General features: G+C 72.3%; 5 protein-coding genes. All 5 read left to right on the forward strand.

Annotation, left to right across the window (positions count from 1 at the left end; translation table 11 throughout):
• Positions 1 to 39 precede the first annotated feature (39 nt).
• Genes IE272_RS13865 through IE272_RS13885 form a run of 5 tightly spaced genes read left to right on the forward strand, consistent with a single transcriptional unit; the run spans position 40 to position 15,230 of the window.
• A complete protein-coding gene (locus IE272_RS13865; RefSeq protein ID WP_190006946.1) occupies positions 40 to 9,549 on the forward strand; it encodes a non-ribosomal peptide synthetase/type I polyketide synthase in 9,510 nt (3,169 codons plus the stop codon).
• On the forward strand, positions 9,539 to 11,221 hold the full coding sequence (locus tag IE272_RS13870) for a phytoene desaturase family protein (protein ID WP_073959483.1): 1,683 nt from the start codon (positions 9,539 to 9,541) through the stop codon (positions 11,219 to 11,221). Before IE272_RS13865 ends, IE272_RS13870 begins: the two co-directional genes overlap by 11 nt.
• On the forward strand, positions 11,218 to 12,942 hold the full coding sequence (locus tag IE272_RS13875) for a phytoene desaturase family protein (protein WP_190006947.1): 1,725 nt from the start codon (positions 11,218 to 11,220) through the stop codon (positions 12,940 to 12,942). Before IE272_RS13870 ends, IE272_RS13875 begins: the two co-directional genes overlap by 4 nt.
• Complete coding sequence (locus IE272_RS13880; RefSeq protein WP_190006948.1) at positions 12,939 to 13,994, forward strand: MDR family NADP-dependent oxidoreductase; 1,056 nt, start codon at positions 12,939 to 12,941, stop codon at positions 13,992 to 13,994. The genes IE272_RS13875 and IE272_RS13880 overlap by 4 nt, the downstream gene beginning before the upstream one ends.
• A gap of 45 nt (positions 13,995 to 14,039) precedes the next feature.
• Complete coding sequence (locus IE272_RS13885) at positions 14,040 to 15,230, forward strand: cytochrome P450 (RefSeq protein WP_057667107.1); 1,191 nt, start codon at positions 14,040 to 14,042, stop codon at positions 15,228 to 15,230.
• Positions 15,231 to 15,263 lie beyond the last annotated feature (33 nt).

Raw genomic sequence — 15,263 nt, forward strand, 5'->3', positions numbered from 1 at the left:
CCACCACGACTTGCTCCACCACGACTTGAGGAGTTCGACATGGCCGACGCGAACAACCGGGCGTTACGGGACAAGGTGGCGATCATCGGGATGGGCTGCCGCCTGCCCGGCGGCGCCTCGGACCACCGTACGTACTGGCGCAATCTGGTGGAGGGCAAGGACTGCATCACGCCCACACCGCCCGACCGGTACGACGTCAGCACGCTCGGCAGCCGGTTCCGCGACAAACCCGGACGCCTCGTCGGCGGCCGCGGCGGATACATCGACGGCTTCGACGAGTTCGACCCCGCGTTCTTCGGCATCAGCCCCCGCGAGGCCGACCACATGGACCCGCAGCAGCGCAAACTGCTCGAAGTGGCCTGGGAGGCGCTGGAGGACGGCGGCCAGCGGCCCGCCGACCTCGCCGGAGGCAACGTCGCCGTCTACGTCGGCGCGTTCACCCTGGACTACAAGATCCTGCAGTTCGCCGACCTGGGCTTCACCTCGCTGGCCGCCCACACCGCGACCGGGACCATGATGACGATGGTGTCGAACCGCATCTCGTACTGCTTCGACTTCCGGGGCCCCAGCCTGTCCATCGACACCGCGTGCAGCTCCTCCCTGGTCGCCGTCCACCTGGCGTGCCAGGCGCTGAACAACGGCGAGAGCGACCTCGCGCTGGCCGGCGGCACCCTGCTGCACATGGCCCCGCAGTACACCGTCGCGGAGACGAAGGGCGGGTTCCTGTCGCCCGAGGGCCGCTCCCGTACGTTCGACGCCGCCGCCGACGGCTACGTACGGGCCGAGGGCGTCGGCCTGGTCGCGCTGAAGCGGCTGGACGACGCCGTACGGGACGGGGACCGGATCCACGCCGTGATCCTCGGCAGCGGCGTCAACCAGGACGGCCACACCAACGGCATCACCGTGCCCAACCCCGACGCGCAGGTCGACCTCATCCGCCGGGTCTGCGCCGAGGCCGGCATCACCCCCGGGGCGCTCCAGTACATGGAGGCGCACGGCACCTCGACCCCGGTGGGCGACCCGATCGAGGCGAACGCCCTGGCCCGCGCGCTGGCCATCGGACGGGCCCCGGGCGCCCGTGCCTACGTCGGCTCGGTCAAGACGAACATCGGCCACACCGAATCCGCCGCCGGGATCGCCGGGCTGATCAAGACCGTCCTGAGCATCAAGCACCGCACGATCCCGCCTCACATCAACCTGGAGAACCTCAACCCCGCCATCGACCCGGCGACCCTCCCCTACGAGATCCCCACCCGGCCCACCGCCTGGCCCGAACACGAAGGGCCCGCCCGCGCCGGGGTCAACTCCTTCGGCTTCGGCGGCACCAACGCCCACGTCGTCCTGGAGGAGGCACCCGAGCCCCCGCCGGACATCCGCCCCGACGCGTCCGACGCGTCCGACGCGCCCGCCGGGCGAAGCTGGAGCATCCTGCCCCTCAGCGCCCGCAACCCCGACGCCCTGGCGGAGATGGCGGCCGGGATCCGCGGCGAGCTGGCGGGCGACGACGGCCCGGCCGTGGCCCTCGACGACCTCGGCCACACCCTGGCCCACCGCCGCCAGCACCTCCCCGAGCGGCTGTCCGTCGCCTATACCTCGCGCGCCTCCCTCGACGAGGCCCTCGCCGCCCACGAGCGCGGCGAGGCCCACCCCCGGGTCGTCCACGGCCGCGCCCGGGACGCCGCCGACCGGCGGCTGGTGTGGGTCTTCACCGGCATGGGGCCCCAGTGGTGGGGCATGGGCCGCCAACTGCTGGAGGAGGAGCCGGTCTTCCGCGACGCCGTCACCGCGTGCGACCGGGCGCTGCGGGAGTTCGCCGGCTGGTCCCTGATCGAGGAGATGACCGCCGACGAGTCCGTCTCCCGGATGGGGGAGACCTGGCTCGCCCAACCCGCGAACTTCGCCGTGCAGGTGGGACTTGCTGCCCTGTGGCGGTCCCACGGAGTGCGCCCTGACGCCGTGGTCGGCCACAGCACCGGTGAGATCGCGGCCTTCCACGCGGCGGGCGTCTACTCCCTGAGAGACGCGGCCAGGATCGTCGTGCACCGCAGCCGTCTCCAGCAGACCCTGGCCGGCACCGGCGCCATGCTCGCCGTCAGCCTCTCGGAGGACGAGGCGGAGCGCCGGGTACGCCCCTACAGCGACCGGGTCTCCATCGCCGCCGTCAACAGCCCCACCGCGATCACCCTGGCCGGGGACGAGGCCGCGCTGACGCTGCTGGCCGAGGAGTTGCGGGCCGAGCAGCAGTTCGCGAAGTTCCTCACCGTCGAAGTGCCGTACCACAGCGTCGTCATGGAGCGGATCAAGGACGAACTGCTCGCGGAACTGGCCCCGTTGGAGCCGCGCGCGGCCCAGGTGCCGCTGTATCTCACCGGCGTCGAGGGGACCGCCCGGGGCGAGGAACTGGACGCCGCGTACTGGTGGAAGAACGTCCGTGAGCGGGTGCGCTTCCGCTCCGCCGTCGACCGCATCGCCGACGACGGCCACCAGGTGTTCCTGGAGATCGGCCCGCACCCGGTCCTCGGCCACGCGATCCGCGAATGCCTGGACGCGGGCGGTACGAGCGGACTCACCCTGCCCTCGATCCGCCGCCGGGAGAACGAGGGCGAGCGCTTCGCCGCCTCCCTCGGCTCGCTCCACAACCTGGGCGTCACCATCGACTGGGGCGTCCTCCAGCCGGCCGGCCGGCCGGTCACCCTGCCCCGCCACCCCTTCCGGCGCGACCGCCACTGGACCGAACCCCGGCCGGTCGCCCAGGTCCGCCTGGGCCACCGCGACCACCCCCTCCTGGGCCGCCGCACCGACCGTACGGAGCCCACCTGGCAGGCCCGCCTGGACACCGAGGACCTGCCCTACCTCGCCGACCACCGCATCCAGGACACCGTGGTCTTCCCCGCCGCCGGCTATCTGGAAATGGCCGCCCAGGCCGTCCTGCGGCTCACCGGCGGCACCACCGCCGTCCTGGCCGACGTCGATCTGCGCAAGGCCCTCTTCCTGCCCGACGGCGAGGACCGGACCGTGGAGGTGTCGCTCTCCCTGGAGAACGCCGCCTTCACCATCGCCTCCCCGGCCGGGGACGACGGGGAACGGGCCGTGCACGCCGGCGGGATCGTCCGCACCGGGCAACGCCGCCGCACCGCCCCGCCGCTCGACGCCCCCGCCATCCGGGCCAGGTCCCTCCGCCGCCTCGAAGGCCCCGACTGCTACGCCGCTCTGGCCGCCCTCGGCTACCACTACGGCCCCGCCTTCCAGGCCATCGAGGAGGTCTGGATCGGCGCCGGAGAGGTCCTCGCCCGGATCCGCCCGCCCCGGGCGATCGGCGACGACGCCGCCGGCCACCACCTGCACCCCGTCCTCCTCGACGCCTGCTTCCAGACGCTCCTGACTCCGCTGATCCCGCTGACCCCCGAGGACCCCGCACCGGTCACCGGGATCAGGCTGCCGCTCTCCCTGGACGAGGTCGCCCTCGAACCCATCGGCGACCAGCCGTTCTGGGCCCACGCCACCCTGCTCCCCGGCGACGCCGACACCACCCTCGGCAACATCGCCCTGTACGCCGACGACGGAACGACGCTCGGCCGCGTCCTCGGCTTCCGCGCCGCCGACGTGGAGAAGGCCGCCACCGCCGTCGCCCGGACCACGATCGACTCCTGGCTCGCCGAACCCGTCTGGACCGACTGCCCGCCGCTGCCCACCGAGGACGCCCGCGCCCGGCCGTCGGACGTGAACGACAGCGACGTGATCGACAGCGACGTGAACGACGGTGACGTACGCGGCGGGCCGACGGGGTGCGGAGCCGATCGCCGGCCGGCGCCCGCGACAGCGGCACGCGACCACGACTGGCTGGTCCTCGCCGACACCGGGGGCGTCGCGGACGCCTTCGCCGCCCTGGCCGCCGCCCGGGGCGAACGCTGCCGCCTGGTGCGCCGGGGCGCGGCCTACACCGCGTCCGGCGACGGCGCCACGTTCACCGTCGACCCCGGATCCGACAGCGATCTGCGCCGGCTCCTCGCCGACCTGGACCGCGACGGGGGCCCCTTCCGCGGGGCCGTCCTGCACCTGTGGAACCTCGACGCGCCCGCCCTCGCCGCGTGCGACCGGACCTCACTGACCGACCACACCGGCGCGGGCGCCTACTCACTGATCGCCCTCGCCCGGCTCCTGCTCGCCCGGGGCGACGGAGGCCGCCTGCACATCGTCACCCGAGGAGCCCAGCCCGCCCTGCCCGGCGAGGGGCCCGAACCCCTCGGAGCACCCGCCTGGGGCATCGGCCGCGTGCTGCGGCACCAGGAACTGGTCGAACACCCCGGCAAACTCATCGACCTCGACCCCCGACGGCAGCCGGGCCCCGACGGTGACCGGGCCGAGGCCGAAGCGCTCCTCGGCGAGGTCCTCAGCGACGACGAGGAGGAGATCGCCCTGCGCGACGGCGGCCGCCGCACCAGCCGCCTCCGCCCCGCAGAGGGCCTGACCCGGCCGCTGCCGCTGCGACTGCGGACCGACGGAAGCTATCTGGTCACCGGTGCGTTCGGCGCGCTCGGACGGCTGCTGTGCCGCACCCTCGTACGCCGCGGGGCCCGCCGGATCATCCTGGTCGGGCGCACCCCCGTCCCGGCCCGGGAGAAATGGGCCGGCACCGACCCCGCCACCGCCGAGGGCCGGGCCGTCGCCCTGCTCCGCGAGCTGGAGGCGCTCGGCGCGCAGCCCGTCCTCGCGACCCTCGACATCACCGACGAGGACGCCCTGGCCGGCTGGCTCGACGCCCACCGGCACAGCGGAGCGCCACCCGTACGCGGGGTGTTCCACCTCGCGGGACAGGTCCGCGACACGCTCGTCGCCGACCTGGACCGGGCCGCCTTCGACGCCGTCCACGACCCCAAGACCGTCGGCGCCCACCTCCTGCACCGGCACCTGCGGGACGAACCCCTCGAACACTTCGTGCTCTTCGCCTCGATCGCCTCGCTGCTGACCACGGCAGGCCAGACCAACTACGCCGCCGGCAACGCCTTCCTGGACGCCCTCGCCCACCACCGCCGCGCCCAGGGACTGCCCGCGCTCAGCCTGGACTGGGGCCCCTGGGCCACCGGAATGATCGAGGAACTCGGCCTGGTCGACCACTACCTGCACAGCCGCGGCATGAGCTCGCTGTCCCCGGACGCCGGGATGGCCGTCCTGGAACGCGTCATCGCTCAGGACCACGCCCAACTGGTCGTCGCCACCGTCGTCGACTGGCCCGTCTTCCTCGCCTGGTACCCGTCGCCGCCGCCGCTGGTCGTCGACCTCGCGGCAGCCGCCGCCCCGCCGGCGGACGCCGCCTCGGGCAACGGATTCCTCGACACCTTCAGCGCCGCCGACGAGGAGACCCGCCGCGCCCTCGTCGCCGAGCGGTTCGCCGCGCTCGCCGCCACCGTGCTGCGCACCGGCACGGACCGCATCGACCCCGCCACCGGACTCGGCGAACTCGGACTCGACTCGCTCCTCGCCATGGAGCTACGGGCCCGGATCCACGCCGAACTCGGTGTCGCCCTGCCCGTGGTCGCCCTGCTCAGCGGCACCCCGGCCGGGGAACTCGCCGCCCAGCTCCACGACGGCCTCACCGCCCTGGCCTCGGCCGACACCCCCGGCGGAACCCCGGGCGCGGTGGAACTCCACAGCGACGAACGGCAGTACCCGCTGACGCAGAACCAGAAAGCGCTCTGGTTCCTCAAGCACCTCAACCCCGACGGCTACGCGTACAACATCGGCGGGGCCGTCGAGGTGAACGTCGCGCTCGAACCGGACCTGATGTTCGAGGCCGTCCGCCGGCTCATCGCCCGGCACCCCGCGCTCCGCACCAACTTCCTCCTGGTGGACGGGCAGGCCGTGCAGCGGGTCTCCGAGAACGCGGCGACCGACCTCGCCCTCTTCGACGTCCAGGGCGAGGACTGGGAGTCCATCCACGCGACGATCGTCCAGGAGTACCGCAAGCCCTACGACCTCGCCCACGACCCACTGGTCCGCTTCCGGCTCTTCAAGCGGGGCCCGGACCGCTGGATCATCATGAAGGCCGTCCACCACATCGTCTCCGACGCCATCTCCACCTTCACCTTCATCGAGGAACTCCTCGCCGTCTACGAGGCGTTGCGCCGCAACCAGGAACACCGGCTCCCACCGGTCGAGGCCCGCTACCTCGACTTCCTCAACCAGCAGAACGCCTTCCTGTCCGGGCCCGGGGCGGCGGGCATGCTCGACTACTGGCGCAGCCACCTGCCGGCCGAGGTCCCGCTCCTGGACCTGCCCGTCGACAAGCCGCGCCCGGCGGTCCAGACCCACAACGGGGCCTCCGAGTTCTTCGTCCTGGACGACGCCCTCAGCGCCCGCGTCCACGCCCTCGCCCGCGCCCACGGCGTCACGCCGTTCATGGTGCTGCTGAGCGCCTACTACCTCCTGCTGCACCGCTACTCCGGGCAGGACCACATCGTCGTCGGCAGCCCCGTCACCGGCCGCACCCGGCAGGACTTCGCCTCCGTCTACGGCTACTTCGTCAACCCGCTGCCCCTGCACGCCGACCTGTCCGAGGATCCGACCGTCGCCGAACTGCTGCAACAGGTCCGCCGGACCGTTCTCGGCGGGCTGGACAACCAGGAGTACCCCTTCGTCCTCCTCGTCGAGGAGCTGGGCCTCCAGCACGACCCCAGCCGCTCCGCCGTCTTCCAGGCGATGTTCATCCTCCTCACCCACAAGGTGGCCGCCCAGCAGTACGGCTACCGACTGGAGTACATCGAACTCCCCGAGGAGGAAGGGCAGTTCGACATAACGCTGTCCGCCTACGAGGACGAGGCCGAGGGCCGCTTCCACTGCGTGTTCAAGTACAACACCGACCTCTTCCTCCCCGAGACCATGCGCCGCATGGCCGCCCACTACACCCGGCTCCTCGACCGCATGACCCGGGTGCCGGGCGAACAGCCCGCCTCCCGGCTGGAGATGCTCGGCGACCGGGAGCGGGAACGGATCGTCGGGGAGTGGAGCCGCCCGGCCCTGCCGTCCGCCGGACCCGGGGAGGAGCCGTTCACCCCGGTCCAGACGCTGATCGGCCGCATCGCCGCCGAGCACCCCGCGGCCGTCGCCGTCACCATGCCCACCGCGCACGGCGGGGCGCACCGGCTGACCTACGCGGAGCTGGACCGGCAGGCGGCCGACACCGCCGCCCGGTTGCGGGCGCTCGGCGTCGGCGAGGGCTCGGTGGTCGTGCTGTGCCTGGACAAGTCGCCCGAGCTGATCGCCGCCCTGCTCGGCGTGCTCAGGGCCGGCGCCGCCTACCTCCCGCTCCGGCCCGACCAGCCCGCCGACCGGCTCGCCCACCTCGTGACGACCACCGGCGCGGCACTCGTCGTCGTCGCGGACGACGCCACGCCGGAGCAGACCGGGGCCCTGACCGTCCCGACGCTCACCCTCGCCGCGCTCGGGCGCACCGCACCGCACCCGGAAGGACCGGCGGCCGAGGCCGGCCCCGACTCGCCCGCGTACGTCATCACCACCTCCGGATCCACCGGCCGCCCCAAAGCCGTCCGTGTCAGCCACCGGAACCTCGCCTCCGCCCACGCCGCGTGGCGCCAGGAGTACCGGCTGGAGACCGACGTGCGGACGCACCTCCAGATGGCCGAACCATCCTTCGACGTGTTCACCGGCGACCTGGTGCGCGCCCTCTGCTCGGGCGGCACTCTCGTCCTGGCCGACCGCGACCTCCTCTTCGACACGACCCGGCTCTACCGCACGATGCGTCAGGAGCGGGTCGACTGCGCGGAGTTCGTGCCCGCCGTCGTCCGCGGCCTGATGGACCACTGCGCACGGGAAGGGCTGCGGCTGGACTTCCTGCGGCTGCTGGTGGTCGGCTCGGACGCCTGGAGCGTGGGGGAGTACCGCCGACTGGCCGGGCTCTGCGGACCCGGGACCCGCCTCGTCAACTCCTACGGCCTCACCGAGGCCACCATCGACAGCGCGTACTTCGAGGGGCCCGTCGACGACCTGGAGCCCGGCGCGATGGTCCCGATCGGCCGGCCCCTGCCCAACAGCACCCTCCATGTCCTCGACGCCCACGGCGAACCCGTCCCGCCCGGTGTGCCCGGCGAACTCTGGATCGGCGGCGACGGCGTCGCCCTCGGCTACGCCGGAGACCCCGAGCAGACCGAGGAACGCTTCGTCACCCGGGCGCTCGGCCGGACCGCCGGCGCCCGGCCCGAACGGCTCTACCGCACCGGCGACATCGCCCGCTGGGACGCGTACGGCCGCGTCCACCTGCTCGGCCGCACCGACGGCCAGGTCAAACTGCGCGGCCACCGCATCGAGATCGGCGAGATCGAGGCACAGCTCGCCCAGTGGCCCCCGCTCGCCCGGGCCGTCGTCACCGTACGCACCGACACCGGGGGAGACGCGGCGCTCTGCGCCTACTGCGTACCGGCGCCCGGCGCGGCCCTCGACGTCCGGGCCCTGCGCCGCCACCTGGCGCGCTCGCTGCCCTCGTACATGATCCCGTCCCACTTCACCGAGCTGCCCGCGCTGCCGCTGACGGCCAACGGCAAGGTCGACAGGGCCGCCCTGCCCGCCCCCCGGGCCGAGGAGCGGGACCGGCCGCACGAGGAACCCGTGACGCTGTACGAGGTCAGCGTCGCCCGCCACTGGAAGACCCTGCTCGGGCGCGAACAGATCGGCCTGGAGGACGACTTCTTCGAACTCGGCGGCAGCTCGATCAAGCTCATCGAACTCCTCCACCACCTGCGCACCGAGTTCGGCGTCGGCGTCCCCGTCAGCAGGCTCTACCAGGTCACCACCCTGCACGGCATGGCCGCCACCGTGGAGGACGTCCTGCTCGGCACCACCGCCGACGAACTGCCCAGCCTCACCTTCAACGCCGGACAGGCCCCCGCCCTCTTCTGCTTCCCGCCCGCCGGCGGCCACGGGCTCGTCTACCGGGGCCTGGCCGCACAACTCCCCGACTACACCGTCACCGGCTTCAACTACCTCCCCGGCGACGACAAGGTCACCCGGTACGCCGACCTCATCGAGGCCACCCGGCCCGACGGCCCCTACCTGCTCCTGGGCTACTCCCTCGGCGGCAACCTCGCCTTCGAGACGGCCAAGGAACTGGAGAGGCGCGGCCGCCACGTCGACCACGTCGTCATCCTCGACTCCCGCCGCATCCTCGCCGCCTACGAACCGGACGCCTCGGGCATCGCCGCCTTCGAGAGCGAACTCGCCGACCACGTACGCAAGCACACCGGCTCCGAGGCCGTCGCCCACGAGACCCTCGCCCACGCCGCCGAATACCTCGCCTTCTGCGGGCGCACCCCCAACACCGGCACGGTCGCCGCGACGGTCAGCGTGATCACCGACGAGGAGAAGGCCGCCCTCTACGCCGCCGGGGAGCACGGCACCTGGCACGGCAGCTCCACCGGCGCCACCGCCGTACTGCGCGGCTCCGGCGTCCACGCCGACATGCTCGACGCCAAACACCTGCCCCGCAACGCCGAGCTGGTGCGCTCCGTCCTGAGGGGAGACGCGGCCCATGGCGGATGACGACCCCACCGACTGGACCAGCAGGGAACGCACCCCGGGCACCCCGCCCCGCGTCATCGTCGTCGGCGCGGGGGTGGCCGGCCTCTCCACCGGCGTCTACGCGCAGATGAGCGGAGCCAGGACCCGCATCTTCGAGAAGCACGTGCTGCCCGGCGGCTGCTGCACCGCCTGGTCCCGCGACGGGTACCTCTTCGACTACTGCATCGAGTGGCTCATCGGCACCGCCCCGGGCAACGACGCCCACCGGGTGTGGAGCGAACTCGGCGCGCTCGACGGAAAGACGGTCACCAACTTCGAGCTGTTCAACAAGGTCGAGGACGCCTCGGGCCGGTCGGTGACGTTCTACAACGACCCCGACCGCCTGGAGGCCCACCTCCTGGAGGTCTCACCCGTCGACGCCCCGCTCATCCGGGCCTTCACCCGGGACCTGCGGCGCTTCATCGACATCGAGCTGTACCCGTTCCTGACCGCGCCCGCGCTGCGGACGGTACGGGAACGCGCCCAGACCCTGCGCACGGTGCTCCCCGCGTTCCGGCTGTTCTGGCGGACCGCCGCCACCCCGATGCACGTGTTCGCCGACCGGTTCCAGGACCCGTTGCTGCGCAAGGCGTTCCGCAACATCTTCTTCCAGGACCCCGAGGGCTTCCCGATGCTGCCGTATCTCTTCAACATGGCGGCCGCCCACCACGGCAACGCGGGCTTCCCGCAGGGCGGTTCGCTCGGCCTCGCCCGCTCCGTCGAGGAGCGCTACAAGAGCCTGGGCGGAACGATCACCTACCGGGCTCGCACCGAACAGATCCTGGTCGAGGACGACCGGGCGATCGGCATCGAACTCCGCAACGGGAAAAGGTACTTCGCCGAACACGTGGTCTCCGCCTGCGACGGCCACACCACCGTCTACGGACTCCTGGGCGGTCGCTACACCGGCCCCCGGATCGACAAGCTCTACACCGACCTCCTCCACCGACCCGGCACCCTCTTCCCCGCCGTCGTCTCCGCCTTCGTCGGCCTGCGCGGCGACCTGGAACCCGAGGAGGCGCACAGCACCACACACCTCCTCGGCCCGGACGACGCGGCCCACCTCCCCGGGGCCCTCCAGGACAGCCTCGTCGTGCAGGCACGCTCCCGCTACTCCGGCGGCTTCGCACCGCCGGGCCACTCCGTCCTGCACTGCACCTACTTCAGCGACTACGCCCACTGGAAGGACCTGCGCACCAGGGACCGCAAGGAGTACCGCCGGCGCAAGCGCGAAGTAGCCCACTTCGTCCGCGACTTCCTGGAACGCCGCACCCCCGGCATCGCGGAGCGCATCGACATCGTCGAGGTCGCCACGCCCGCCACCACCCACCGCTACACCGGCAACCTCGGTGGCTCCATCCTCGCCTGGAAGGCGTTCTCCGACGCCGACGACGTCGCGGCGCGCCTCGTCGGCAGGGACCGGATGCGACTGCCCGGACTGAGCGGCTTCTCCATGGCCGGACAGTGGGTCGGCATGGGCGGCCTGATCCGCGCCGCCTCCACCGGCCGCTTCGCCGTCCAGTACCTCTGCCAGGAACTGGGCCTGGAATTCCGGGCCTGGGAGAGCAAGGGCGCCGAACCCTGGCACTCCGGGAAGCTGGGACACCTGCCCCAGCTCGACCGGTGGTCCGCACGGGAGAGCGAGGGCTCATGAGCGTCGACAGGAACGGAACCCGGCCCGGCGGCGCCCGCCGGCCCCGGGAGACGATGATCATCATCGGGGCCGGTCTCGGCGGGCTCTCCACCGGCTGCTACGCCCAGATGAACGGCTACCGCACCCGCATCCTGGAGATGCACGAGATCCCCGGTGGCTGCTGCACCGCCTGGGAGCGCGGCGGCTTCACCCTGGACGCCTGCGTCAGCTGGCTCCTGGGCAGCGGCCCCGGCAACGAGATGCACCAGATCTGGCTGGAGCTCGGCGCCCTCCAGGGCAAGGAGATCCGCCACTTCGACGTCTTCAACATCGTGCGCGGCACGGACGGCCGCGCCGTCCACTTCTACTCCGACCCCGACCGGCTCGAAGCCCACCTCATCGACCTCTCGCCCGCCGACGCCCGCCTCGTACGGAAGTTCTGCGCCCAACTGCGCAGCTTCCGCAAGGCGCTCGCGGTCTACCCCTTCCTCAAGCCCGTCGGACTGATGGGACGCCGGGAGCGCTGGCGGATGCTCGCCTCGTTCCTGCCGTACTTCAACTCGGTCCGCACCACGATCACCGTCCTGATGAGCGACTTCTCCGCGAAGTTCAAGGACCCCCTCCTGCGGCAGGCCTTCAACTTCATCCTCTACGAGAAGCACCCGGCCTTCCCCGTCCTGCCCTTCCACTTCCAGCTCGCCTCGCACGCCAACCTCTCCGCCGGAGTCCCCGAGGGCGGCTCCCTCGGCCTCGCCGAGTCGATCGAGGCCCGCTACCGCCGGCTCGGCGGCGAGGTCTCCTACAACACCAAGGTCGAGACGGTGATCGTCGAGGACGACCGGGCGGTGGGCGTCCGGCTCAGCGACGGTCGGGAGCTGCGCGCCGACATCGTCGTGTCGGCCTGCGACGGCTACACCACGACCATGAAGTTCCTGGAGGGCAAGTACCTGGGCGAGGACTACCGGAAGCTCTACACCGAGACCATCCACGAGCCCGGCATGGTCTTCCCCGGCTACTTCACCCTCTTCCTCGGCCTCTCCCGCCCCTTCCCCGAAGGCGACCCCTGCACCACCTACCTCCTCGACGGGGCGACGGCCGCCGAACTGACCGGCATCCGCCACCCCAGCATCAACGTCCAGTTCCGCAGCCGCCACTACCCCGAACTGTCCCCGGACGGCACCACCGTCGTCTACGCCACCTACTTCTGCGACATCGCCCCCTGGCGGTCCCTGGACGAGGGCCCCGAACAGATCACCCGCACCCGCGGCGGCCAGGAGCTGCACACCCTGCCCGTACGGCACGGGCGCGGCTACTACGCGGCGAAACGGCGGGCCCGCGAGGCGCTCGTCGGCTTCCTGGAACAGCGCTATCCCGGCCTGCGGGACGCGATCGTCGTCCGGGACGTCTCCAGCCCCCTCACCCAGGTCCGCTACACCGGCAACTACGACGGGACCGTCCTCGGCTGGCAGCCCTTCGTCGAGAGCGGCGAGACCCTGGAAGAGCTGATCAAGAAGCACGGCCCGGGGCTCCCCGGACTGCGCGACTTCTACCAGTCCGGCGTCTGGGCCACCACCGGCGGCCTCATCCGGGCCGCCGCCGCCGGACGCCACGTCATGCAGTTCGTCTGCCGCGACGACGACCGGCCCTTCACCGCGTCGCTCGACCTCACCGCACCACCACCGACCCACCGGGTCATCCCCGTGCCCGTCCGCCCCGCCGTACCGACGGAGAGGAAACCATGAAGATCGCGAAATGGGTGGTCCGCGAACACGTCGAAGGAGTCCCCGACGTGGACCGCGTCTACGAGAAGGTCGTCGAGAACATCGACGTGACGCTCGCCCCCGACGAGATGCTCCTGCGCACGCTGTACGTCTCCGTCGACCCCTACCTCCAGGGCATCGCCCTCGACACCCCGATCGGCCGGCACATGGGCGCCGACTCGATCATGGAGGTGGTGGAGGCGGGGCCGCGCGCCGCCCACCGCGTCGGCGACCTCGTACAGGGCTTCGGCGGCTGGCGCACCCATGTGATCAGCACCGGCGTCCCCGAACTCTGGCAGACCGGCACGTTCCCCATGGTCTTCCCCGCCTACCGCAGGCTCGACCCCCGGTGGTACGACGACGCCCTGCCGCTGCCGACCGCCCTCAGCGTGATGGGCGGCCCCGGCATGACCGCCTGGGGGACCCTCACCAAGTACATGACGATCAGCGCCGGAGAGACCCTCGTCATCAGCGGGGCCTCCGGCTCGGTGGGCGCCCTCGTCGGCCAGCTCGCCGCGCTCTCCGGGGCCCGGGTGATCGGCACCACCTCGTCCCCGGAGAAGGCGGACTACCTCACCGGGCTCGGGTTCGACGCCGTGATCGTCTACCGCCACGGGGACGGCGCGGACACCGTCCGGGAAGCACTCGCACAGGCCGCCCCCGACGGCGTCGACCGGTACTTCGACAATCTCGGCGGCTCGGTCACCGACGCGGTGTTCCCCATGCTCAACATCGGGAGCCAGGTGGCGGTGTGCTGGCAGTGGGCGACCCAGGTCGGCAACGAGTCCACCGGCCCCCGGCTCCTGCCCTACCTGATGTTCCCGCGCGCCACCGTCCGGGGCATCTTCTCCCTGGAGTGGTTCACCGAACAGAACTGGCAGGACCTCCACACCGACCTGGGCGGCCGCGTCCGGCGCGGCGAGGTCGTCTGCGACCACACCCTGCACCACGGCTTCGACAGGATCCCCGCCGCCTACGGCAGCCTTTACGGCGACCGGGCGGCCAACCGGGGCAAGGTGCTCGTCGAACTCTGACCGAGGCGCCGTCCCTCCATCGAACGCCCCTGCCCAGGAGGCACGTTGACCACCATCGACCCCACGCAACCAGCCCCGGAGCCGATGCACCGCCTGTTCTTCGAGGAGTCCGGGCCACCGCGCCCCGCCGAGCTGCCGGGCGGTGGACCCGCCTGGCTGGTCAGCCGGTACGACGACGTCCGCCAGGTGCTATCCGATCCGCGGTTCGGCCGGGCGCAGCTGTACGCCCCCGACGCGCCCGCCCTCTCCGGCGTACCCGACCTCGTGAACGACCCCGACCTGATGTTCAACCAGGACGGCCCCGACCATCTGCGGCTGCGCCGCACCCTGCGGCGTGCGTTCACCCCGAGGGCCGTCGCCCGCTGGCGGCCGTGGATCGCCGCGATAGTGGACGAGCTCCTCGACCGACTGGAGACGCGACAGCAACCCGTCGACGTCGTGGCGGAGTTCACCCTCCCGCTGCCGGTGGCGGTGATCAGCCGCCTCATGGGGATCGACGGGTCCGCGTGGGACCGGATGCGGCACTGGAGCGAACACGCCTTCTCCGACGGCACCCACGAGGGCGAACAGGTGGCATCGGTCCTCAAGGAGTTCGGCGCGTTCGGCGCGGACCTCCTCACGGAGCGGCGCCGGACGCCGGGCGAGGACCTGATCAGCAGTCTGGTCGCGGCGGCCGACGAGGAAGGGGGCGTCCCCGAGGCCCAGTTGGTCAGCCTGGTGTGCGGCCTGGTCGTCGGCGGCCACGACAGCACGATGACCATGCTCGGCAACGCGCTGCTCTACCTCCTGGGCGAACGCCGCGAGACCTGGCCCCGCCTCGGCGCCGACGAGGAGGCCGCCGGACGCCTCGTGGACCGCCTCATCCACCTCGTCCCGCTGGGCGACGACCGGGGCAGCACCCGCCACGCCGCCGAGGACGTCGAGATCGGCGGGGTGACGATCCCGGCGGGCGCGATCGTGCTCGCCGACTGCGGCATGGCCAATCGCGACCCTGAGGTCTTCCCGCCCGCCACCCTCCACGACCTGTTCGCCCCGATGGAGGCCCCCACGCTCTCCTTCGGCGCCGGCCCCCACTACTGCCTCGGCGCCTGGCTGGCCCGCACGGAGCTGCAGCTCGCCCTCCACCGCCTGGCGGCCCGCTTCCCGGACCTGCGCCTGGCCGCGCCCATGGACACGGTCGCGTGGCGGACCGGGACGACCTCCCGCAGCCCGCAGCGGCTCGGCGTCAGATGGTAGGGCCGCCCAGCACCCGCCGCAGCACCGCGATCT

The sequence above is a fragment of the Streptomyces anulatus genome (genome assembly GCF_014650675.1).
Taxonomy (GTDB): domain Bacteria; phylum Actinomycetota; class Actinomycetes; order Streptomycetales; family Streptomycetaceae; genus Streptomyces; species Streptomyces anulatus.

What these genes read in the sequence shown, in the direction of transcription:
- IE272_RS13865 (WP_190006946.1), top strand. Translation starts at nt 40, where the DNA reads ATGGCCGACGCGAACAACCGGGCGTTACGGGACAAGGTGGCGATCATC.
- IE272_RS13870 (WP_073959483.1), top strand. Translation starts at nt 9,539, where the DNA reads ATGGCGGATGACGACCCCACCGACTGGACCAGCAGGGAACGCACCCCG.
- IE272_RS13875 (WP_190006947.1), top strand. Translation starts at nt 11,218, where the DNA reads ATGAGCGTCGACAGGAACGGAACCCGGCCCGGCGGCGCCCGCCGGCCC.
- IE272_RS13880 (WP_190006948.1), top strand. Translation starts at nt 12,939, where the DNA reads ATGAAGATCGCGAAATGGGTGGTCCGCGAACACGTCGAAGGAGTCCCC.